Genomic DNA, 21,661 nt, shown 5'->3' with positions numbered 1-21,661 from the left:
CTCTCCTCTGCTTAAATCATTGAGCAGGGCGACGGTGATGGCAATTCCCCTCCTTACACAATCGTCGGCAGAAGCACTTTCGTAATACCAAAAAAATCTTACTCTTAATAAATTACTTTAACTTTCGAACGCAGCCATCAGTGCTGGTTCAAGTTATTGAGCCGAAAGACACGTCTGATTCTCCTTGCCCCTCCTAATACGCTCCTAAATCTCAGTTCTGTAAGGCTTTTCCTTTAATCCGCGCCTTGACGGTGCAGTGGCCGCATTCCTATAGTGTGCGCAAGTGGCGGAAAGTGGCATGAAGTGGGTTTTTTGAACTCAAAACGCTAATATTTGGAGAAACGCTGACGTGTTTCGCGGAGCTAACGCTATCAGTCTCGACGCAAAGGGCCGTCTCGCTATGCCGAGCCGGTACCGTGACGAGCTCGTTTCGCGTAGTTCCGGTCAGTTAATCGTCACAATCGATGCCGTTGATCCGTGTTTGTGTGTTTACCCCCTCGATGAGTGGGAAATTATTGAAACCAAACTGCGCGCACTGCCTTCGCTTCGCGAAGAGAACCGCCGCCTGCAACGTTTACTGATTGGTAATGCCGTCGACCTCGAGCTCGATGGCAGTGGTCGTTTTCTGGTTCCGCCGCGTCTTCGTGAATATGCCAAGTTGGATAAGCGCGCGATGTTGGTAGGCCAACTGAACAAGTTCCAATTGTGGGACGAGGATGCCTGGGATGCGGTTTCTGCCGCTGACCTGGCTGCTATTCAACAACCGGGCGCCATGCCTGATGAACTGCGTGATTTGATCCTGTGACTATTGATAGCGGCTTTAACCACATCACCGTACTGCTTGACGAAGCCGTGGAGGCTCTCGCCGTACGTCCTGATGGCTGCTATCTGGACGGTACGTTCGGGCGCGGCGGACACAGCCGGTTGATCTTGAGCCAGCTCGGCCCGGATGGTCGGGTACTCGGATTCGATAAAGATCCTCAAGCGATTGCCACCGGGCAAACGCTAGCGGCCGAAGACGGCCGCTTTGTCGTTGTACAGCGCAGCTTTGCCGAGCTCGGTTCGGAAGTCGCCGAACGGGGTCTGGATGGCAAGGTCAGCGGCGTTTTGCTTGACCTCGGCGTGTCTTCGCCGCAGCTCGACGACCCTGAGCGCGGCTTCAGTTTCCTTAATGATGGCCCGCTGGACATGCGCATGGACCCGTCCCGCGGGATCAGCGCTGCCGAATTCGTCAACACCGCCCCGGTGGAAGAAATCGCCCGGGTGTTCAAGCAATACGGCGAAGAACGTTTCTCCGGTCGCATGGCCCGTGCCGTGGCCGAGCGTCGCGACATCAAGCCGTTCGAGCGCACTGCCGATCTGGCTGAAGTCCTGAAAGTGGCCAACCCTGCGTGGGAAAAGGGCAAGAACCCGGCGACCCGTGCGTTCCAGGGCTTGCGGATTCACGTCAACAACGAACTGGGCGATCTGGAAGCCGGCCTCGAAGCCGCTATGGAATGCCTTGAAATCGGCGGCCGTCTGGTCGTCATCAGCTTCCACTCGCTGGAAGACCGCATCGTCAAACTGTTCATGCGCAAACTGGTGAAAGGCGAAGCCGACAACCTGCCACGCAATCTGCCGGTGCGTCACGTCGCCTTCGAACCGAAAATAAAAGTCCATGGCAAAGCGCAGTCCGCCTCCGAGGCCGAACTCAAAGCCAACCCACGTTCCCGTAGCGCCGTCATGCGCGTCGCGGAGAAGCTGCGGTGAGCAAGCTTTTCGCCAAGCCACTTCCCGGCGGAAGCTTTTTCATGCTGCTGCTGTTTATTGGCGTGCTCGTGTCGGCCATCGGCGTTTCCTACAGCGCCCACTGGAACCGTCAACTGTTGAATTCGCTGTACAACGAGTTGAGTGTGCGTGACAAGGCGCAAGCGGAGTGGGGCCGTTTGATTCTCGAACAGAGCACCTGGACCGCCCACAGCCGTATCGAAGTCCTGGCTACCGAGCAGCTGAAGATGCGTATTCCTGGCGCAGCTGAAGTGCAGATGGTGGCGCCATGATGAAACTCGAGGGCGCACTCTTTCCGTGGCGGTTCCGCCTGGTGCTGGGTTTGCTCGGCGTTATGGTCGCGGCGATTGTCTGGCGCATTATCGACCTGCAAGTAGTGGACCGTGCCTTCCTTAAAGGTCAGGGCGATGCGCGCAGCGTTCGTCATATTCCGATTCCGGCTCACCGTGGTCTGATCACTGACCGTAACGGCGAGCCTTTGGCCGTCAGTACGCCGGTCACCACGCTGTGGGCCAACGCCAAGGAAATGCAACTGGCCAAAGAGAAATGGCCAGCATTGGCGGCGGCGTTGGGTCAGGATCCGAAAGCCCTGGCCGAACGTCTCGAAGCCCAAGCCAATAAAGAATTCATTTACCTGGTGCGCGGGCTGACGCCTGAGCAAGGCCAGTCCGTACTCGACCTGAAAGTGCCGGGCGTTTACGGCATCGAAGAATTCCGCCGTTTCTACCCGGCCGGTGAAGTCACCGCCCATATGGTCGGCTTCACCGACATCGATGACCATGGTCGAGAAGGTGTCGAGCTGGCTTATGACGAATGGCTGGCCGGTGTCCCCGGCAAGCGGCAGGTCATCAAGGACCGGCGCGGTCGACTTATCAAAGATGTTCAGGTGACCAAAAACGCCAAGGCCGGTAAGCCCTTGGCGTTGTCCATTGACCTGCGTCTGCAATATTTGGCCAACCGCGAACTGCGTAACGCGATCATCGAGAACGGCGCCAAGGCCGGCAGCCTGGTGATCATGGACGTGAAGACCGGCGAGATCCTCGCCATGGTCAACCAGCCGACCTACAACCCGAACAACCGTCGCAACCTGCAACCGGCGATGATGCGTAACCGCGCGATGATCGACGTGTTCGAACCGGGTTCGACCATGAAAGCGATTTCCATGAGCGCCGCGATTGAAACCGGGCGCTGGAAGCCTACCGATACCGTCGAGGTGTACCCGGGCACCTTGCAGATTGGTAAATACACCATCAAGGACGTATCCAAGAGCGAAGGTCCGGTGCTCGACCTGACTGGCATTCTGATCAACTCCAGTAACGTCGGCATGAGTAAGATCGCCTTCGATATCGGCGGCGAAACGATTTTCCGTCTGGCGCAAAAAGTCGGCCTCGGCCAGGACACCGGCCTGGGCTTCCCGGGTGAACGCGTTGGCAACCTGCCGAACTACCGCGAATGGCGCAAGGCTGAAACCGCCACGCTGTCTTACGGCTACGGTATTTCCGTGACCGCGATCCAATTGGTCCACGCCTTCTCGGCCCTGGCCAACAATGGTCGCCTCGCGCCGCTGACTCTGATCAAAACCGACAAGCCTGCGCAAACCACGCAAGTGCTGCCGGAAGCCGTCGCGAAAACCATGCAAGGCATGCTGACCCAAGTGATCGAAGCCCCGCGCGGTGTGTTCCGTGCGCAGGTGCCGGCGTATCACGTGGCCGGCAAGTCGGGTACTGCGCGCAAGACGTCGGTCGGCACTAAAGGCTACGCCGAGAATTCCTACCGTTCGCTGTTCGCCGGCTTCGGCCCGATGAGCGATCCGCGTTACGCCATCGTGGTGGTAATCGATGAACCGACCAAGGCCGGTTACTTCGGTGGTCTGGTATCGGCGCCGGTGTTCAGCAAAGTGATGTCCGGGACGTTGCGCCTGATGAACATTACCCCGGACAACCTGCCGCCGACTCAAACCGCTAACGCCACACCGGTCGTTCCGCTGAAAGCCAATGGAGGGCGCGGCTGATGTCTCTAAGCCTGAACAAGATTTTCGCCCACGCCGGCCGCGATCTGTTGATCCGCGAGCTGACCCTGGACAGCCGCAACGTGCGGGCTGGCGATCTGTTTCTTGCCGTCCCTGGCGGCAAGCTCGACGGTCGAGCGCACATTGCCGATGCCTTGCAACGCGGCGCTGCCGCTGTGGCGTATGAAGTCGAAGGCGCAACCGTTTTGCCGATTACCGATGTGCCGCTGATTCCGGTCAAAGGCCTGGCGGCGCAGCTGTCGGACATCGCCGGGCGCTTTTACGGCGACCCGAGCCGCCACCTGAATCTGGTCGGCGTGACCGGCACCAATGGTAAAACCAGCGTGACCCAATTGGTCGCGCAAGCCTTGGATTTGCTCGGCCAGCATTGCGGTATTGTCGGCACCCTCGGCACCGGTTTCTACGGCGCGCTGGAAAGTGGCCTGCACACCACGCCGAACCCGATCGCCGTGCAAGCGACCCTCGCTGACCTGAAAAAGGCCGGCGCCAAAGCCGTGTCCATGGAAGTGTCTTCCCACGGTCTGGATCAAGGCCGCGTAACGGCGCTGGCGTTCGATGTGGCGGTGATGACCAACCTGTCCCGCGATCACCTGGATTACCACGGCACCATGCAAGCCTACGGCGAAGCCAAGGCCAAGCTGTTTGCCTGGAACGATTTGAAGTGCCGGGTGATTAATCTTGACGACGAGTTCGGCCGCCAACTGGCTGCGGACAAACGTGAGTCGCGCCTGATTACTTACAGTCTTGAAGACTCGAGCGCCTACCTCTATTGCCGTGAAGCGCAGTTCAACGACGAAGGCGTGCGCGCCACGTTGGTCACGCCGCAGGGCGAGCATCATCTGCGCAGCACCTTGCTCGGTCGCTTCAACCTGAGCAACGTGCTGGCCGCGGTCGGCGCCTTGCTCGGTCTGGACTACGCACTGGACGAAATCCTTAAAGTACTGCCAAAACTTGAAGGCCCGGCCGGTCGCATGCAGCGCCTCGGCGGCGGTACTCAGCCGCTGGTCGTGGTCGATTACGCCCACACGCCAGATGCGCTGGAAAAAGTCTTGATGGCCCTGCGTCCTCACGCCAAAGGCCGTTTACTGTGCCTGTTCGGTTGCGGCGGAGATCGCGATCGCGGCAAGCGTCCGTTGATGGCTGAAGTGGTCGAGCGTCTGGCTGACGGCGTGCTGGTGACCGATGACAACCCGCGTACCGAAGACCCGGCAGTGATCTTCGACGACATCCGTGCCGGTTTTAAGGCTGTGGATAAAGTGACCTTCGTTGCTGGGCGTGGCCAGGCGATCGCCCAATTGATCGCCAGCGCTTCGGCGGATGACGTGATCGTCCTGGCCGGTAAAGGTCACGAGGACTATCAGGAAATCAACGGCCAGCGTCACGACTTCTCCGATTTGGTCGAAGCTGATCATGCCCTCACCGCGTGGGAGGTGGCTCATGCTTAAAGCCTTGAAACTGAGCGAACTGACCGGCGCGCTGAACGCCCGCTTGATCACTGCCGATGCCAGCTTCGACGGTGTCAGCATCGACAGCCGCGCGATCAAACCCGGCCAACTCTTTATTGCCCTGACCGGTCCGCGTTTCGATGGTCATGACTATCTCAATGACGTTGCCGCAAAAGGAGCCGTAGCGGCGCTGGTCGAGCGTGAAGTCGCCGACAGCGCACTGCCGCAATTGCTGGTCAAAGATACCCGCCAGGCCCTCGGCCAACTGGGCGCGATGAACCGTGCTGCTTATACCAGCCCGGTCGCGGCCATCACTGGCTCCAGCGGCAAAACCACGGTCAAGGAAATGCTCGCGAGCATCCTGCGCACCCGTGGTCCGGTGCTGGCGACCCGTGGCAACCTGAACAACGACCTCGGCGTTCCGCTGACCCTGCTCGAACTCGCGCCGGAACACACCGCCGCAGTCATCGAACTCGGTGCTTCGCGGCTCGGCGAAATTGCCTACACCGTCGCCATGACCAAACCTCATGTGGCTGTGCTCAACAACGCCGGCACCGCCCACGTCGGTGAATTCGGCGGGCCGGAAAAAATAGTTGAAGCCAAAGGCGAGATTATTGAAGGGCTGGATGCCGATGGCGTCGCCGTTCTCAATCTTGACGACAAGGCGTTCGGCATCTGGAAGACCCGCGCTGCCGGTCGCAAAGTGCTGACTTTCGCCCTGAGCAATGTCAGCGCCGATTTCTATGCCAGTGATCTGGACCGTGACGCTCGCGGTTGCCCGGCGTTCAATCTGCACAGTCCTGAAGGTATGGAACGCGTTCAACTGAACCTGCTCGGCACCCATAACGTTGCCAATGCGATGGCCGCCGCCGCTGCCGCTCATGCCTTGGGCGTATCGCTGTTCGGCATCGCCACTGGCCTGGGTGCGGTGCAACCGGTCAAGGGACGCACCGTCGCGCAACTGGCCACCAATGGTATGCGCGTGATCGATGACACGTACAACGCGAACCCAACCTCGATGTGCGCCGCCGTTGATATACTCGCCGGCTTTTCCGGCCGCACCGTTCTGGTACTCGGAGATATCGGCGAGCTAGGCGATTGGGCGGAGCAGGGGCATCGTGATGTGGGCGAGTACGCCCGCGGCAAGGTTTGCGCGCTTTACGCCGTCGGGCCAATGATGGCTCACGCCGTGAACGCTTTCGGTCCGCAGGCTTTTCACTTCGCCACTCAGGCAGAGCTGATCAAGGCCCTGGGCACCGAGCAAGACACAAACACCACCATTTTGATCAAGGGCTCGCGCAGCGCTGCGATGGAAAACATCGTCGCCGCTTTGTGCGGGACCAGCCTGGAGAAACATTAATGCTGCTGCTGCTAGCGGAGTATCTGCAACAGTTCTACAAAGGCTTCGCGGTCTTTCAGTACCTGACCCTGCGCGGGATTCTCGGTGTGCTGACCGCGTTGGTTTTGTCGCTGTGCTTTGGCCCGTGGATGATCCGCACTTTGCAGAACCGTCAGATCGGTCAATCCGTTCGCAACGACGGTCCACAATCGCACTTGTCCAAGTCGGGCACCCCGACCATGGGCGGCGCGCTGATTCTTTCGTCCATTGGCGTCAGCACGTTGCTTTGGGCTGATCTGTCCAACCGTTACGTGTGGACCGTGCTGCTGGTGACCTTGTTGTTCGGCGCCATCGGCTGGGTCGACGATTACCGCAAAGTGATCGAGAAGAACTCCCGTGGCTTGCCGAGCCGCTGGAAGTATTTCTGGCAATCGGTGTTCGGCCTGGGCGCGGCGATCTTCCTTTATATGACCGCAGCGACACCGGTGGAAACCACCCTGATCCTGCCGATGCTCAAGGACCACAGCATTGTGCTGGGCGCAGGTTTCATCGTCTTGACGTACTTCGTGATCGTCGGCTCGAGCAACGCGGTCAACCTGACCGACGGCCTCGACGGTCTGGCGATTATGCCCACCGTAATGGTCGGCGGCGGGTTGGGGATCTTCTGCTACCTGTCGGGTAACGTGAAATTCGCTGAATACCTGCTGATCCCGTATGTGCCGGGCGCAGGCGAGTTGATCGTGTTCTGCGGCGCCTTGATCGGCGCGGGCCTCGGGTTTCTCTGGTTCAACACGTATCCGGCTCAGGTGTTCATGGGCGACGTCGGCGCACTGGCGCTGGGCGCAGCCCTGGGCACCATCGCGGTGATCGTCCGTCAGGAAATCGTCCTGTTCATCATGGGCGGCGTTTTCGTGATGGAGACCCTGTCAGTCGTCATCCAGGTTGCTTCCTTCAAGCTCACCGGTCGCCGTGTGTTCCGCATGGCACCGATTCACCACCACTTTGAACTCAAGGGCTGGCCCGAGCCACGTGTGATCGTCCGTTTCTGGATCATCACCGTGATTCTCGTACTGGTTGGCCTTGCCACCCTGAAGCTGAGGTAGAACGAGTGTCTCTGATCGCTTCTGACCACTTCCGCATCGTTGTCGGCCTCGGCAAGAGCGGCATGTCCCTGGTTCGCTTCCTGGCGAACCGGGGCACGTCGTTTGCTGTCGCCGATACGCGGGAAAATCCACCGGAACTGGCCACGCTCAAGCGTGACTATCCGCACGTGGAAGTGCGTTGTGGCGAGCTGGACGTCGAGTTCCTGTGCCGCGCCGACGAGCTCTACGTGAGCCCCGGGCTGGCGCTGGCGACCCCGGCCCTGCAGGCCGCCGCCCTCCGTGGCGTGAAATTGTCCGGGGACATCGAGCTGTTCGCGCGTAACGCGAAAGCGCCGATTGTCGCCATCAGCGGTTCCAACGCGAAAAGCACGGTCACCACGTTGGTGGGCGAGATGGCTGCAGCGGCTGGCAAGCGTGTCGCGGTCGGCGGCAACCTCGGTACGCCGGCGCTGGATCTTCTCAGTGACGACGTCGAGCTGTACGTGATGGAGTTGTCGAGCTTCCAGCTCGAAACCACCGACCAACTGAACGCCGAAGTGGCGACCGTGCTCAACGTCAGCGAAGACCACATGGACCGCTACAGCGGTCTGCCGGCCTATCACCTGGCCAAGCACCGGATCTTCCGAGGTGCGAAGCAGTTTGTGGTCAACCGTCAGGATGCTCTGAGCCGTCCGCTGATGGGCGAAGGTCAGCCATGCTGGACTTTCGGTTTAAGCAAACCTGATTTCAAGGCATTCGGTATTCGTGAAGAAGACGGCGAGAAGTACCTGGCCTTCGAGTTCCAGAACCTGATGCCGGTGCGCGAGTTGAAAATTCGCGGCGCCCATAACCAGTCCAACGCCCTGGCGGCGTTGGCCCTGGGCCATGCTGTTGGCCTGCCGTTCGATGCCATGCTGTCGAGCCTGCGTACTTTCGCCGGGCTTGAGCATCGTTGCCAATGGATCCGCGACCTGAATGGCGTGGGCTACTACAACGATTCCAAAGCCACCAACGTCGGCGCCGCACTGGCTGCCATCGAAGGCCTGGGCGCGGACATCGAGGGCAAGCTCGTGCTGATCGCCGGTGGCGATGGCAAGGGTGCCGAGTTCAAGGACCTGCGTGATCCGGTCGCGGTTAACTGCCGCGCCGTGGTGCTGATGGGTCGCGACTCCGAGCTGATCGCTCAGGCCATCGGCGATGCCGTGCCACTGATTCGCGTCAACTCGCTGGACGAAGCCGTCGCGCAATGCCGCGCCATCGCCGAACCGGGCGACGCGGTGCTGCTGTCGCCAGCCTGCGCCAGTTTCGACATGTTCGAGAATTACGAAGACCGTGGTCACCAGTTCGTCCGCGCTGTGGAGGATCTGGCATGAGCCTGAGAAATATCATCAAGCCATACCCGTCGCCGATCATCACCGGGCGCGGTATCGACCTCGATTTCCCGATGCTCGCCGGCTGCCTGGCATTGATCGGCCTCGGGCTGGTCATGATTGCATCGGCATCGACCGAAGTAGCAGCGGTGCAGTCGGGCAGTGCCCTGTATTACATGATTCGCCACCTTATCTACGCGGTGCTGGGCCTTAGCGCCTGCATCGTCACCATGATGATTCCGATCGCCACCTGGCAACGTCTGGGCTGGCTGATGCTGATTGGTGCGTTCGGTTTACTGGTGATGGTGATCATCCCGGGGATCGGCCGTGAAGTGAACGGTTCGATGCGCTGGATCGGCTTCAGCTTCTTCAACGTCCAGCCTTCCGAGATCGCCAAGGTGTTCGTGGTGATCTACCTCGCCGGTTATCTGGTACGTCGCCAGAAAGAAGTGCGTGAAAGCTGGATGGGCTTTTTCAAGCCGTTCATCGTTCTGCTGCCGATGGCGGGTCTGTTGCTGATGGAGCCGGACTTCGGTGCCACCGTCGTGATGATGGGGGCTGCGGCGGCGATGCTGTTCCTCGGCGGGGTCGGGCTGTTCCGTTTTTCCCTGATGGTTATCCTCGCGGTCGGGGCGGTGGTGTTGCTGATTCAAGTGCAGCCGTATCGAATGGCGCGGTTGACCAACTTTGCTGATCCGTGGGCCGACCAGTTCGGTGCTGGCTACCAGTTGTCCCAAGCATTGATCGCTTTTGGTCGCGGCGAATGGCTGGGCGTTGGCCTGGGTAACAGCGTGCAGAAACAGTTCTACCTGCCGGAAGCCCACACCGACTTCGTGTTCTCGGTCCTGGCCGAGGAGCTGGGGGCCGTGGGTTCCTTGTGCACGGTAGCGCTGTTCGTCTTTGTTTGTGTGCGTGGCATGTACATCGGCTATTGGGCCGAGAAGGCCAAGCAATTCTTCGCTGCCTACATCGCGTACGGCCTGTCGTTCCTGTGGATTGGTCAGTTCCTGATCAACATCGGGGTGAACGTCGGCCTGCTGCCGACCAAAGGGCTGACCCTGCCATTCCTGAGTTATGGCGGTAGTTCGTTGGTGATCTGCTGTGCCTGTCTCGGCTTGCTGCTGCGTATCGAGTGGGAAAGTCGAACCCACCTGGGCAGTGAAGAGATGGAGTTCCATGAAAGCGACTTCGCCGAGGAGCCGACCCATGGGCGCTAACGTATTGATCATGGCGGGCGGTACCGGTGGCCACGTGTTCCCGGCGTTGGCGTGTGCCCGCGAATTCCAGGCCCGTGGTTACACCGTGCATTGGCTCGGGACACCGCGTGGCATCGAGAACGATCTGGTGCCGATGGCCGGCATCGAGCTGCATCGGATCAATGCCAGCGGTTTGCGCGGCAAGGGCAAGCTGTCCTTGCTCAAGGCACCGCTCATGTTGCTCAAGTCGATCTGGCAGGCGCGGGCGATCATTCGTCAGCTGCGGCCGGTGTGTGTGGTGGGCTTCGGTGGTTATGTGACCGGTCCTGGCGGCGTCGCAGCCAAACTGGCCGGCGTGCCGGTGATCGTTCATGAGCAGAATGCAGTGGCCGGTACCGCCAATCGGTTGCTGGTGCCGTTGGCCGCCCGAGTCTGTGAAGCGTTCCCCGACACCTTTACCCTGTCGGACAGCCGTCGGACCACCGGTAACCCGGTGCGCACCGAGCTGTTCCTCGAAACACCGCGACAGGCTTTGGCCGGTCGCAAGGCGCGTTTGCTGATCCTGGGCGGAAGCCTGGGCGCAGAGCCGTTGAACAAGTTGCTGCCTGAAGCCCTGTCGCAAGTCGCCCCCGACCTGCGCCCGGAAGTGTTTCATCAGGCCGGCAAAAACCACGATGAAGTGACTGCAGAGCGCTATCGCGCGGCTGGCGTCGAGGCGCAAGTGCAGGCTTTCATCAAAGACATGGCCCAAGCCTATGGCTGGGCCGACCTGGTGGTGTGCCGCGCAGGCGCGCTGACCATCAGTGAACTGGCTGCCGCCGGCCTGCCCTCGATGCTGGTGCCTTTGCCCCATGCGATCGACGATCACCAGACCCGCAACGCCGATTATTTGGCCCGTGAAGGCGCTGCCTTCCTGATGCCGCAAAGAACGACTGGCGCAGCGGATCTTGCCGCACGCCTGACAGAGGTCCTGATGCAACCACAACGACTGACCGACATGGCCACCGCTGCACGCCGCCTGGCCAAACCCGATGCAACCCGTAACGTGGTCGATACCTGCCTGGAGGTGGCCCATGGTTGATAATCAGAAAGCCATGCCGCAGCCGGAAATGCGCCGCATCCGTAAAATCCACTTCGTCGGGATCGGCGGCGTGGGCATGTGTGGCATCGCCGAAGTGTTGTTGAACCTGGGCTATGAAGTGTCCGGTTCCGACCTGAAAGCTTCGCCGGTGACCGAGCGTCTCGAGTCCTTCGGTGCCCAGATCTTTATCGGCCACCGCGCCGAGAACGCCGCGACCGCCGATGTGCTGGTCACCTCCAGTGCCGTGAACACGTCCAACCCGGAAGTCGCCACCGCCTTGGAGCGCCGCATTCCGGTGGTGCCGCGTGCCGAAATGCTCGCCGAGCTGATGCGCTACCGCCACGGCATCGCCGTCGCCGGTACCCATGGCAAAACCACCACCACCAGTCTGATCGCTTCGGTGTTTGCCGCGGGTGGCCTGGACCCGACATTCGTCATCGGTGGCCGTCTGAATGCCGCGGGCACCAATGCCCAGCTCGGCACCAGCCGTTACCTGATCGCCGAAGCCGACGAAAGCGATGCCAGCTTCCTGCATTTGCAGCCGCTGGTGGCCGTGGTCACCAACATCGACGCCGATCACATGGCGACCTACGGCGGTGACTTCAACAAACTGAAGAAAACCTTCGTCGAGTTCCTCCACAACCTGCCGTTCTACGGTCTGGCGGTGGTGTGCCTGGACGATCCGGTGGTGCGTGAAATCCTGCCACTGGTGAAACGCCCGACGGTCACTTACGGCTTCGGCGACGACTGCGATGTGCGCGCGATCAATGTGCGTCAGCAGGGCATGCAAACCTTCTTCACCGTGCTGCGCCGTGATCGTGATCCGCTGGATGTCTCGGTGAACATGCCGGGTAACCACAACGTGTTGAACGCACTGGCAACGATCTGCATCGCCACCGACGAGGGCGTCAGCGATGAAGCCATTGTCCAGGGCCTTTCCGGGTTCCAGGGTGTCGGCCGACGCTTCCAGGTCTACGGCGAACTGCCGGTAGAGGGCGGCAATGTGATGCTGGTCGACGACTACGGTCACCACCCGACCGAAGTCGCCGCCGTGATCAAAGCCGTGCGCGGTGGCTGGCCGGAGCGTCGCCTGGTGATGGTTTACCAGCCGCACCGTTACAGCCGGACCCGCGACCTGTACGACGATTTCGTTAATGTATTGGCCGACGCCAACGTTCTGCTGCTGATGGAAGTCTACCCGGCCGGTGAAGAACCGATCCCGGGCGCTGATAGCCGCAAGTTGTGCAACAGCATCCGTCAGCGCGGTCAGCTCGACCCGATCTACATCGAGCGCGGTGTCGACCTCGCGCCAATCGTCAAACCGCTGCTGCGTGCCGGCGACATCCTGCTGTGCCAGGGCGCCGGTGATATTGGTGGTCTTGCACCAAAATTGTTGAACAGTCCGTTGTTCGTGGGTGCGGTTGCCGCGCCAACTGTGGGGAAGTTGAAATGACTGCTGCTTACGCCAACCTCGTCTCCACACTCGCGCCGAAAGACTTCGGCCGCGTCGCCGTGTTGTTCGGCGGCAAGAGTGCCGAGCGTGAGGTGTCCCTGAAGTCGGGTAACGCGGTTCTCGACGCGCTGCTAAGCGCCGGTGTGGACGCGTTTGGCCTCGACGTGGGCGATGACCTTTTGCAGCGTCTGCTGAACGAAAAAATCGACCGCGCCTTCATCATTCTCCACGGTCGTGGCGGTGAAGACGGCAGCATGCAGGGCCTGCTCGAATGCCTGGGTATTCCGTACACCGGCAGCGGCATTCTGGCTTCGGCACTGGCCATGGACAAGCTGCGCACCAAACAGGTCTGGCACAGCCTCGGTATTCCGACGCCACGCCACGCGGTGCTGAGCTCTGAGGCCGATTGTATTTCCGCAGCGACGGAACTGGGCTTCCCTTTGATCGTCAAACCGGCCCATGAAGGTTCAAGTATCGGGATGGCCAAAGTGTCTTCAGCTCTTGAGTTGATCGACGCGTGGAAAGCGGCCAGTACCTACGATTCGCAAGTGTTGGTCGAGCAATGGATTCAAGGTCCGGAGTTCACCATCGCCACCCTGCGTGACCAGGTGTTGCCACCGATTGCCCTGGGCACGACGCACAGTTTCTACGACTACGACGCCAAGTACGTGGCTTGCGATACCCAGTACCGGATCCCGTGTGGCCTCGACAGCAACAAAGAAAAAGAACTGATGGACCTGACGGCGAAAGCCTGTGAGGCGCTGGGTATCGCCGGTTGGGGCAGGGCAGACGTGATGCAGGACGCCGACGGGCAGTTCTGGTTCCTGGAAGTCAATACCGCACCGGGCATGACCGATCACAGTCTGGTGCCGATGGCGGCCCGTGCTGCCGGTCTGGATTTCCAGCAACTGGTTCTGGCCATTTTGGCAGCAAGCGTTGCCAACAATGCTGCCAGCAACGAAGAGCCGCGAGGTTAAGACCATGCAAGGCGCCCAGCTGAGACATCAGCCCCCCGCACCGACCGGCCGCAAGCCGGTGCCGCGGGGTGCCAGCCGAATGGTGGCCAAAGAGCCGATGTCCGCGCGCCTGCCGAAAGCCAATTTTGGTTTTCTGAAAAGCCTGTTCTGGCCAGTGCTGCTGGTAGCGCTGGGTTTTGGCACTTACGAAGGCGCGCAGCGTTTGTTGCCGTACGCCGACCGGCCGATCACCAAGATCAACGTGCAGGGCGATTTGAGTTACATCAGCCAGCAAGCGGTGCAGCAGCGGATCGCCCCGTACGTGGCGTCGAGCTTCTTCACCATCGATCTTGCTGGCATGCGTACCGAGCTTGAAACGATGCCATGGATTGCCCACGCCGAAGTGCGTCGGGTGTGGCCGGATCAAGTGGTGATCCGCCTGGAAGAACAATTGCCGGTGGCCCGTTGGGGCGATGAAGCGCTGTTGAACAACCAGGGCCAGGCGTTTACCCCGCGTGAGCTGGCGAACTACGAACACTTGCCACAGCTGTTCGGCCCACAGCGGGCTCAGCAGCAAGTAATGCAGCAATACCAGGTGCTGAGCCAGATGCTCAGGCCGATGGGCTTCTCGATTGCACGTCTGGAGTTGCGTGAACGAGGCAGCTGGTTCCTGACCACTGGCGCCGGCAGCGCGGGTCCGGGAATCGAATTGCTGCTGGGCCGCGGCAAGCTGGTGGAAAAGATGCGCCGCTTCTTTGCCATCTACGACAAGACGCTTAAAGAACAGATTACGAACATTGCGCGCATCGATCTGCGCTACGCCAACGGCCTCGCTGTTGGCTGGCGGGAACCTGTAGCGCCCACGGCAGCCCAACCCGCTGTCGCGAAGAATTAAGAAGAGGCAGGACCCATGGCAAACGTGCAAAGCGGCAAAATGATCGTCGGTCTCGATATCGGCACCTCCAAGGTGGTGGCGCTGGTCGGCGAGGTCTCGGACGACGGCACGCTGGAAATCGTCGGGATCGGTACCCATCCGTCCCGTGGCCTGAAGAAAGGCGTGGTGGTGAACATTGAGTCCACCGTGCAATCGATCCAGCGCGCGATCGAAGAGGCGCAGCTGATGGCCGGTTGCCGCATTCACTCGGCGTTCGTCGGCGTGGCCGGCAATCACATCCGCAGCCTGAACTCCCACGGCATCGTGGCGATTCGTGATCGCGAAGTCAGCTCCGCCGACCTCGAGCGCGTTCTCGACGCCGCCCAGGCCGTAGCGATCCCGGCTGACCAGCGCGTGCTGCACACCTTGCCGCAGGATTACGTGATCGATAACCAGGAAGGCGTTCGTGAGCCTCTGGGCATGTCAGGCGTACGTCTGGAAGCCAAGGTTCACGTGGTCACCTGCGCCGTCAACGCCGCACAGAACATTGAAAAATGCGTGCGTCGCTGCGGCCTTGAAATCGACGACATCATTCTCGAGCAGCTAGCTTCCGCGTATTCGGTCCTGACCGACGACGAGAAAGAGCTGGGCGTGTGCCTGGTGGACATCGGCGGCGGCACCACCGACATCGCGATCTTCACCGAAGGCGCGATTCGTCACACCGCGGTGATCCCGATTGCGGGCGATCAGGTGACCAACGACATCGCCATGGCGTTGCGCACCCCGACCCAGTACGCCGAAGAAATCAAGATTCGCTACGCCTGCGCCCTGGCCAAACTGGCCGGTGCCGGAGAAACCATCAAGGTCCCAAGCGTCGGCGACCGTCCACCGCGCGAGCTGTCCCGTCAGGCGCTGGCCGAAGTGGTCGAGCCGCGTTACGACGAGCTGTTCACGCTGATCCAGGCCGAACTGCGTCGCAGCGGCTACGAAGACCTGATCCCGGCCGGCATCGTGCTGACCGGCGGTACGTCGAAGATGGAAGGCGCGGTCGAACTGGCCGAAGAGATCTTTCACATGCCGGTCCGCCTGGGCGTGCCGCATGGCGTCAAGGGCCTGGACGATGTGGTTCGCAACCCGATTTATTCCACCGGCGTTGGCCTGTTGATGTACGGCCTGCAGAAGCAGTCCGACGGGATTTCGTTCTCGGGCATCAGCAGCCGCGACAGTTACAGCAATGAAGAACCGAAAGTCGCCTTGCTCGATCGCTTCAAGAGCTGGGTACAAGGCAACTTCTAAAGATTTACCGCAGCACCGTTGTAGATACAGGCAGTAGGCGAAAAAACTAGAGAAATGAAAGGAGAGGGAAAATGTTCGAACTCGTAGACAACGTCCCCGCAAGTCCGGTAATTAAAGTTATCGGTGTTGGCGGAGGTGGCGGCAACGCCGTCAATCATATGGTCAAGAGCAACATTGAAGGCGTTGAATTCATCTGCGCCAACACTGATGCCCAGGCGCTGAAAAGTATCGGCGCGCGGACCATCCTGCAACTGGGCACCGGCGTGACCAAAGGTCTCGGCGCTGGCGCCAACCCTGAAGTAGGTCGTCAGGCCGCTCTCGAAGATCGTGAGCGCATTGCCGAAGTCCTGCAGGGCACCAATATGGTGTTCATCACCACTGGCATGGGCGGTGGTACCGGTACCGGTGCTGCGCCGATCATTGCTGAAGTGGCCAAGGAAATGGGGATTCTCACCGTTGCGGTGGTGACCCGTCCGTTCCCGTTCGAAGGCCGCAAGCGCATGCAGATCGCCGACGAGGGTATCCGTCTGCTGTCTGAAAGCGTCGACTCGTTGATCACCATTCCCAACGAGAAGCTGCTGACCATCCTTGGCAAGGACGCAAGCCTGCTGTCCGCATTCGCCAAGGCCGACGATGTATTGGCCGGTGCCGTTCGCGGTATCTCCGACATCATCAAGCGTCCGGGCATGATCAACGTCGACTTTGCCGACGTACGGACCGTGATGAGCGAAATGGGCATGGCGATGATGGGTACTGGCTGCGCCAGCGGTCCGAACCGTGCACGTGAGGCCACCGAAGCGGCCATTCGCAACCCACTGCTGGAAGACGTGAACCTGCAAGGCGCACGCGGCATCCTGGTGAATATCACCGCCGGTCCTGACCTGTCCCTGGGTGAGTACTCCGACGTGGGTAGCATCATCGAAGCCTTTGCTTCCGAACACGCGATGGTCAAGGTCGGTACCGTTATCGATCCGGACATGCGCGACGAGCTGCACGTGACCGTGGTTGCCACCGGTCTGGGCGCGAAAATCGAGAAACCTGTGAAGGTCATCGACAATACCGTTCATACCTCCATGGCTTCCCAGCCACAACAACAAACCCCTGCACGTCAGGAACAGCCAGCGGTAAACTACCGTGACCTGGACCGTCCGACCGTCATGCGCAACCAGGCTCAGGCCGGTGCTGCGACTGCCGCGAAGATGAATCCGCAAGATGATCTGGACTACCTGGACATCCCGGCTTTCCTGCGTCGTCAGGCTGATTGATGGAATGTATCAGGGCTATGAAGGTGATTGGTGTTCAGCAAAGGCATGGTCTGCTATTATCGCCAGCCTTTGTTGATACCAGTTCGCAATTTGCGCTGAAGCGGCCCAAGCCATGATTAAACAACGCACACTGAAAAATATTATCCGTGCTACAGGTGTAGGCCTGCACTCCGGGGAGAAGGTATACCTGACCCTCAAGCCTGCACCTATCGACACCGGCATTGTGTTTGTTCGTGCCGACCTCGACCCTGTGGTGCAGATTCCTGCCCGCGCGGAAAACGTTGGTGAAACCACGATGTCGACCACGTTGGTCAGTGGTGACACCAAAGTGGATACGGTGGAGCACTTGCTCTCGGCCATGGCTGGCCTGGGCATCGATAACGCCTACGTCGAGCTCTCCGCGTCCGAAGTTCCGATCATGGATGGTAGCGCTGGACCCTTCGTATTTCTGATTCAGTCGGCTGGCCTGGAAGAACAGGACGCCCCCAAGAAGTTCATCCGGATCCTGCGGGAAGTGACAGTGGAAGACGGCGACAAGCGCGCCACTTTCGTCCCTTTCGAAGGCTTCAAAGTGAGCTTCGAGATCGATTTCGATCACCCGGTTTTCCGTGACCGCACACAAAGTGCAAGCGTGGATTTTTCCAGCACTTCGTTCGTAAAAGAAGTCAGCCGCGCCCGTACCTTTGGTTTCATGAGTGACATCGAGTACCTGCGCAAGCACAACCTCGCACTCGGCGGCAGCGTTGAAAACGCTATTGTGGTCGACGCTGATGGTGTACTGAACGAAGACGGCCTTCGCTATGAAGACGAATTCGTGAAGCACAAGATCCTCGATGCAATTGGTGACCTCTACCTGTTGGGCAATAGCCTGATTGGTGAGTTCAGGGGTTTCAAGTCCGGACATGCATTGAACAACCAGCTGTTGCGCAAGTTGATTGAGCAGACAGATGCTTGGGAAGTCGTGACTTTCGATGACGCCAGCACAGCACCGATTTCTTACATGCGCCCTGTTGCGGCCGTGTAAGTAAAAAACCTCTCTAGTTTTTAAAGGCTGCCTTCGGGTGGCCTTTTTTTTACCTGATCGTTCCCTCGCAGAGCGTAGAAACGATCAAATTCTCAGTCAGCAGCAACCACCCGGTTACGCCCACGTTCCTTGGCCTGATACAACGCCTTGTCCGCAGCGAACAGCAGTTGTTCCAAGCTGATCTCGGCAGCTGTGGTCCAGGTACTGATACCGATACTGACAGTAATCGGCCACTCGGCACCTGCCACCAGCGGTAATTGCTCCACTGTCGCACGGATGTATTCGGCAATCTGTTGCGCACCCCGGCTGTCGGTTTCCGCGAGAATTACCGAAAACTCCTCGCCGCCGTAACGGGCGACCAAATCCGCTGGTCGCCTCACATTGGCGGAGATCACCTTGGCCACCGAGCGCAAGGCATCATCGCCACCCTGATGCCCATGACGATCGTTGAACGCCTTGAAGTGGTCGGCATCAATCATCAGCAGCGACAACGGCTGGCCGGAACGTTGAGCGCGGAACCACTCATGACGCAGGACCTGATCCAGCGTTCGGCGGTTGGCCAGGCCGGTCAAGGCATCGGTGGCCGCCAGTTGCGCCAGTTCCTGTTCGGCATTGTGGCGCAGGCGCAGTTCCCGGCTGAGCAGCCAAGTCAGCCAGAGCAAGCTGACGCACAGCGCAATAGTCGCAACGCTAACCACCACCGCCGTGCGCTTCCACGACGCAAACACTTCATCACTGGACAGTGCAACGATGACGATCAACGGCAAGCTGCCCACCTTGGAGAACGTGTACAGGCGTTTGTCGTTATAGCGGCTTGAAACACTGGTGAAGCTGCCGTTACCTTCTTTGACGATGCGCTGGAAGCTCGGACGGTTGCTGAAGTCTTTGCCAATCAGCTCTTCGGCCAGGCGGGGCTGCTGGGCCAGAAGAAAACCGTCCGAGCTGATCAGGTTGACCGAGCTGTCACGACCGATGCTCAAGCTGTTGAACAACTGATCGAAGTAGCTCAAACGCATGGCCGCTTCAGCTACGCCGAGAAATTCGCCACGTGTACCGCTGATCCGGCGGCTGAAACTGATACGCCATTCATGTTCGGCCTGTCTGGACCGGAAGGGCCGACTGATGGACATGCCTGGGTCCGGGTTGTTGACGTGGGACTGGAAGTATTCACGGTCCGCGAAATTACCTTGGCGTGGCTCCACCGACGCCGAGTCGGCAACCACCTCACCACGCGCATCGAGCAACAAAATGTCGCCTTTGTACGGCGCAGCGGTGGCTCGGTCGAACAAGGCCAAATGGCGAATGACGGGAGAAACGGTCTTGAGGTCGTCGCGGCGTGAGGCGGCGATCAAGCCTTGCAAGGTCAGGTCATAGAGTTCGACGTTACGTAACACGTCTGCGTCGATCAGTTGCACGATATTGCTTGCTGCACGAGTGGCCGACTGTTCTGCATTGGCGCGTTCGCGAATGAGCAGGAACGCCACGATGCTCAATATCGCAACCACCAGTAGCAAACTGCTGAGAACCAGAAGCCGCTCCGACCGCGTCGACCGGACCGGTTGGTGAGATGTTGCGCTGCTCACACTCATGGTTCTGACTTCTGCTAATGAGGCGTTATGAACGTTTTTTGCAAGAGTCGGGCAGAATCCCAGAAACCGTTTTCGTTCGGAGCGCCTGTATAAATCCCGGATAAAAAAAAGGCCAGCAAAACGTGCTGGCCCCTTACTTATTGAAGCTTAGAAGACATTGAGCGGGTAGTCGACGATCACCCGGTATTCATTGGTGTCCTGATCCAGCACGCCGTAGCCGTTGCCTCCACGGTTGGTCGCCCATTGCAGGCGCAGCGCCAGGTTTTTGGCCTTGCCGCCCTGAACCACATACTTGAGATCAATGTCGCGTTCCCAATGCTTGGCGTTTTTGCCGTCAGCGCTGTACCACGAGGCATAACCAGGGCTGTCCGGATCGACCTTGGTCAGGTCCAGTTCACCTCGGGAGTAAGAGACCGCCGAGGTCAGGCCGGGCAGACCGAGCCCGACAAAGTCGTAGGCATATTTTAGTTTCCATGAGCGTTCGTTCGGGCCGTTAAAGTCCGAATACTGCTGGGAATTGTCGAGGTAGACGCTGTCGCCCTGGCTGATGTAGTCGAACGGCGTGTTGCCGTTGACCCGCTGATAGGCCGCAGTAACGCTGTGATTGCCCACACCGACGGTGAAATGCAGGCTGTACGTGTTGTTGTCGATGTTGCCCAGCAGCGCATCGCCGGTGTCTTGCGTGTGATAGAAGTGCAGGCCCGGGTTGAGGCTGACCAGGTCGTTCAGCGCGTAGGTGTAATCCAGGTCGTAGTAGTACTGGTTCCAGATGTCCTTGAGTTCGGAAGCATAGAGGCTGCTCGTCAGCCCCGGCAGACCGCTCCAGGCGACGCCGGCCCAGTTCAGGTGCCGGCTTTCGTCACCCTCGGACAGACTGCCATAGGACGTGCCTATTCGGGTGTGTCCGCTCTGGTTGTAAGGCTTGGTAAAACTCGCTTGGCCCCCTTCAATCATCCAGCCGTCAAAACTGTGGTTAGTCAGGCTGACGCCGCGAAAGGTCTGGGGCAGCATGCGGGTTTCGCCGCCGGCGATCACCGGGTTGGTGAGAAACAAGTCACCGGCCTTCAGTTCGGTATCGAAGGCACGCATTTTCAGCGTGCCACCCGCCGTCGAGAACGAGCCCGGCGCTTTGCCGTTGCCATCGCTGATCGGCAGGATGCTCGACCCGTCGGTACCGCCACCGCCGTCGAGCTTGAGTCCGAGCATGGCGTGGGCATCAGCGCCGAAACCGACGGTACCCTGGGTGTAACCTGACTCGAAAATGCCGAGGAAACCCTGACCCCATTCAATGTTGTTGTCCGCTTGCTGCAGGCGGTTGCGGTTCATGTAGTAGTTACGGGCACTGAGGTTGAGGCTCGAGCCTTCGACAAAACCTTCGGCGTTTGAGTCGTCTGCGGCGTGAGCAGCAGGCGTCACCGTTACAGTGATTGCAATGAAAAACGGGCTGAATCTAAGAGGGGAAAACACTAGCGGTAAAGCTCCTTGGGTCAACTAAGAGCCTCATTGTATTGAGACTCAAAATGTTTCTTGTTAGGGGAGACGAACTAAAGCTGTTTAAAACCACAACGAAAAAAAGCCGCTGATAGCAGCGGCTTTGAAGACAACTTTTCAAAGGGAAGAGCCGATGAAAAGTGTCGAGGGAAACAGAGCGATACTTAACAATCAGCTGTCTTTCTCAACCCGTGGCTGGGCTTGAGTAGTCGACGCTTGAGGGGTTTGCGCAGCTTCCTGAGCTTTGGCCGTCATTTCGCTCTGATACTGCTCGAACGCAGCAGCTCGTGCGGATTGTTGCGCGACGAACGCCTGCGACTCTTCAGCGATGGCGAACGGTGACAGGAACAAAGAGGACAAAACGAAAGCGCTGGCAATACCCATAGTGTTGGACATCTTTAAAA

Annotated in this window: 19 protein-coding genes; 16 read left to right on the top strand and 3 right to left on the bottom strand. The window is 59.5% G+C overall.

Translation table 11 applies throughout. From position 1 onward, the window contains the following. The first annotated feature begins 349 nt into the window (after nucleotides 1–349). The 16 genes from mraZ (at nucleotide 350) to lpxC (ending at nucleotide 18,177) form a co-directional block, all read left to right on the top strand. Nucleotides 350–805, top strand: coding sequence for a division/cell wall cluster transcriptional repressor MraZ (gene mraZ / locus ACYZTU_RS23870; RefSeq protein ID WP_008147486.1), 456 nt, complete (start codon nucleotides 350–352; stop codon nucleotides 803–805). Then, nucleotides 802–1,749: a 16S rRNA (cytosine(1402)-N(4))-methyltransferase RsmH gene (gene rsmH / locus ACYZTU_RS23865; RefSeq protein WP_461966018.1), complete on the top strand. Its 948-nt coding sequence runs from the start codon at nucleotides 802–804 to the stop codon at nucleotides 1,747–1,749. The genes mraZ and rsmH overlap by 4 nt, the downstream gene beginning before the upstream one ends. Beyond that, nucleotides 1,746–2,039 carry a cell division protein FtsL gene (ftsL, locus tag ACYZTU_RS23860; RefSeq protein WP_003205353.1) on the top strand — a complete coding sequence of 98 codons (294 nt, stop codon included), beginning with the start codon at nucleotides 1,746–1,748 and terminating at the stop codon, nucleotides 2,037–2,039. Before rsmH ends, ftsL begins: the two co-directional genes overlap by 4 nt. Beyond that, nucleotides 2,039–3,778: a peptidoglycan D,D-transpeptidase FtsI family protein gene (locus ACYZTU_RS23855; protein ID WP_461971140.1), complete on the top strand. Its 1,740-nt coding sequence runs from the start codon at nucleotides 2,039–2,041 to the stop codon at nucleotides 3,776–3,778. The genes ftsL and ACYZTU_RS23855 overlap by 1 nt, the downstream gene beginning before the upstream one ends. Then, nucleotides 3,778–5,241, top strand: coding sequence for a UDP-N-acetylmuramoyl-L-alanyl-D-glutamate--2,6-diaminopimelate ligase (locus ACYZTU_RS23850; RefSeq protein WP_461966016.1), 1,464 nt, complete (start codon nucleotides 3,778–3,780; stop codon nucleotides 5,239–5,241). Before ACYZTU_RS23855 ends, ACYZTU_RS23850 begins: the two co-directional genes overlap by 1 nt. After that, the gene (locus tag ACYZTU_RS23845) at nucleotides 5,234–6,601 is read left to right on the top strand and encodes a UDP-N-acetylmuramoyl-tripeptide--D-alanyl-D-alanine ligase (RefSeq protein WP_461966014.1); all 1,368 of its coding nucleotides are present in this window, start codon (nucleotides 5,234–5,236) and stop codon (nucleotides 6,599–6,601) included. Before ACYZTU_RS23850 ends, ACYZTU_RS23845 begins: the two co-directional genes overlap by 8 nt. Beyond that, entirely contained in the window at nucleotides 6,601–7,683 is a 1,083-nt protein-coding gene (gene mraY, locus ACYZTU_RS23840; RefSeq protein ID WP_461966012.1) for a phospho-N-acetylmuramoyl-pentapeptide-transferase, read from the top strand. Before ACYZTU_RS23845 ends, mraY begins: the two co-directional genes overlap by 1 nt. Nucleotides 7,684–7,688: 5 nt before the next feature. Continuing rightward, entirely contained in the window at nucleotides 7,689–9,035 is a 1,347-nt protein-coding gene (gene murD / locus ACYZTU_RS23835) for a UDP-N-acetylmuramoyl-L-alanine--D-glutamate ligase (RefSeq protein WP_461966010.1), read from the top strand. After that, nucleotides 9,032–10,249: a putative lipid II flippase FtsW gene (ftsW, locus tag ACYZTU_RS23830; protein ID WP_461966008.1), complete on the top strand. Its 1,218-nt coding sequence runs from the start codon at nucleotides 9,032–9,034 to the stop codon at nucleotides 10,247–10,249. Before murD ends, ftsW begins: the two co-directional genes overlap by 4 nt. Further along, nucleotides 10,239–11,309 carry an undecaprenyldiphospho-muramoylpentapeptide beta-N-acetylglucosaminyltransferase gene (gene murG / locus ACYZTU_RS23825; protein ID WP_461966006.1) on the top strand — a complete coding sequence of 357 codons (1,071 nt, stop codon included), beginning with the start codon at nucleotides 10,239–10,241 and terminating at the stop codon, nucleotides 11,307–11,309. Before ftsW ends, murG begins: the two co-directional genes overlap by 11 nt. After that, nucleotides 11,302–12,762: a UDP-N-acetylmuramate--L-alanine ligase gene (gene murC / locus ACYZTU_RS23820; protein ID WP_461966004.1), complete on the top strand. Its 1,461-nt coding sequence runs from the start codon at nucleotides 11,302–11,304 to the stop codon at nucleotides 12,760–12,762. Before murG ends, murC begins: the two co-directional genes overlap by 8 nt. After that, nucleotides 12,759–13,739 (top strand): D-alanine--D-alanine ligase, encoded by a 981-nt coding sequence (locus tag ACYZTU_RS23815; RefSeq protein WP_461966002.1) that lies wholly within the window; start codon nucleotides 12,759–12,761, stop codon nucleotides 13,737–13,739. The genes murC and ACYZTU_RS23815 overlap by 4 nt, the downstream gene beginning before the upstream one ends. Before the next feature lie 4 nt (nucleotides 13,740–13,743). Beyond that, a complete protein-coding gene (locus ACYZTU_RS23810) occupies nucleotides 13,744–14,613 on the top strand; it encodes a cell division protein FtsQ/DivIB (RefSeq protein WP_461966000.1) in 870 nt (289 codons plus the stop codon). 15 nt (nucleotides 14,614–14,628) lie between these two features. Further along, nucleotides 14,629–15,888 (top strand): cell division protein FtsA, encoded by a 1,260-nt coding sequence (gene ftsA, locus ACYZTU_RS23805; RefSeq protein ID WP_033061341.1) that lies wholly within the window; start codon nucleotides 14,629–14,631, stop codon nucleotides 15,886–15,888. Nucleotides 15,889–15,959: 71 nt separating this feature from the next. After that, on the top strand, nucleotides 15,960–17,153 hold the full coding sequence (gene ftsZ / locus ACYZTU_RS23800) for a cell division protein FtsZ (RefSeq protein ID WP_461965998.1): 1,194 nt from the start codon (nucleotides 15,960–15,962) through the stop codon (nucleotides 17,151–17,153). Nucleotides 17,154–17,265: 112 nt separating this feature from the next. Next, nucleotides 17,266–18,177, top strand: a complete 912-nt coding sequence (gene lpxC / locus ACYZTU_RS23795) for a UDP-3-O-acyl-N-acetylglucosamine deacetylase (RefSeq protein WP_461965996.1) — start codon at nucleotides 17,266–17,268, stop codon at nucleotides 18,175–18,177. Between the two features lie 92 nt (nucleotides 18,178–18,269). On the opposite strand, the gene ACYZTU_RS23790 is transcribed toward lpxC, so the two are convergent. The 3 genes from ACYZTU_RS23790 to ACYZTU_RS23780 form a co-directional block, all read right to left on the bottom strand. Next, on the bottom strand, nucleotides 18,270–19,766 hold the full coding sequence (locus ACYZTU_RS23790) for a GGDEF domain-containing protein (protein ID WP_461965994.1): 1,497 nt from the start codon (nucleotides 19,764–19,766) through the stop codon (nucleotides 18,270–18,272). Nucleotides 19,767–19,913: 147 nt separating this feature from the next. Next, nucleotides 19,914–21,233 (bottom strand): OprD family porin, encoded by a 1,320-nt coding sequence (locus ACYZTU_RS23785; RefSeq protein ID WP_461965992.1) that lies wholly within the window; start codon nucleotides 21,231–21,233, stop codon nucleotides 19,914–19,916. A gap of 195 nt (nucleotides 21,234–21,428) precedes the next feature. Next, nucleotides 21,429–21,653, bottom strand: coding sequence for a hypothetical protein (locus ACYZTU_RS23780; RefSeq protein ID WP_461965990.1), 225 nt, complete (start codon nucleotides 21,651–21,653; stop codon nucleotides 21,429–21,431). Nucleotides 21,654–21,661 lie beyond the last annotated feature (8 nt).

The organism is Pseudomonas sp. HLT2-19-2, from assembly GCF_054898005.1.
The sequence above is the reverse complement of the archived record's forward strand: the minus strand, read 5'-3'. Positions and strand labels throughout refer to the sequence as shown.

Bases quoted from the DNA above. Each gene is read 5' to 3' on its own strand.
- ACYZTU_RS23855 (WP_461971140.1), top strand. From the start codon at position 2,039: ATGAAACTCGAGGGCGCACTCTTTCCGTGGCGGTTCCGCCTGGTGCTG.
- ACYZTU_RS23850 (WP_461966016.1), top strand. From the start codon at position 3,778: ATGTCTCTAAGCCTGAACAAGATTTTCGCCCACGCCGGCCGCGATCTG.
- ACYZTU_RS23845 (WP_461966014.1), top strand. From the start codon at position 5,234: ATGCTTAAAGCCTTGAAACTGAGCGAACTGACCGGCGCGCTGAACGCC.
- mraY (WP_461966012.1), top strand. From the start codon at position 6,601: ATGCTGCTGCTGCTAGCGGAGTATCTGCAACAGTTCTACAAAGGCTTC.
- ftsW (WP_461966008.1), top strand. From the start codon at position 9,032: ATGAGCCTGAGAAATATCATCAAGCCATACCCGTCGCCGATCATCACC.
- murG (WP_461966006.1), top strand. From the start codon at position 10,239: ATGGGCGCTAACGTATTGATCATGGCGGGCGGTACCGGTGGCCACGTG.
- murC (WP_461966004.1), top strand. From the start codon at position 11,302: ATGGTTGATAATCAGAAAGCCATGCCGCAGCCGGAAATGCGCCGCATC.
- ACYZTU_RS23815 (WP_461966002.1), top strand. From the start codon at position 12,759: ATGACTGCTGCTTACGCCAACCTCGTCTCCACACTCGCGCCGAAAGAC.
- ACYZTU_RS23810 (WP_461966000.1), top strand. From the start codon at position 13,744: ATGCAAGGCGCCCAGCTGAGACATCAGCCCCCCGCACCGACCGGCCGC.
- ftsA (WP_033061341.1), top strand. From the start codon at position 14,629: ATGGCAAACGTGCAAAGCGGCAAAATGATCGTCGGTCTCGATATCGGC.
- ftsZ (WP_461965998.1), top strand. From the start codon at position 15,960: ATGTTCGAACTCGTAGACAACGTCCCCGCAAGTCCGGTAATTAAAGTT.
- lpxC (WP_461965996.1), top strand. From the start codon at position 17,266: ATGATTAAACAACGCACACTGAAAAATATTATCCGTGCTACAGGTGTA.
- ACYZTU_RS23790 (WP_461965994.1), bottom strand. From the start codon at position 19,766: ATGAGTGTGAGCAGCGCAACATCTCACCAACCGGTCCGGTCGACGCGG.
- ACYZTU_RS23780 (WP_461965990.1), bottom strand. From the start codon at position 21,653: ATGTCCAACACTATGGGTATTGCCAGCGCTTTCGTTTTGTCCTCTTTG.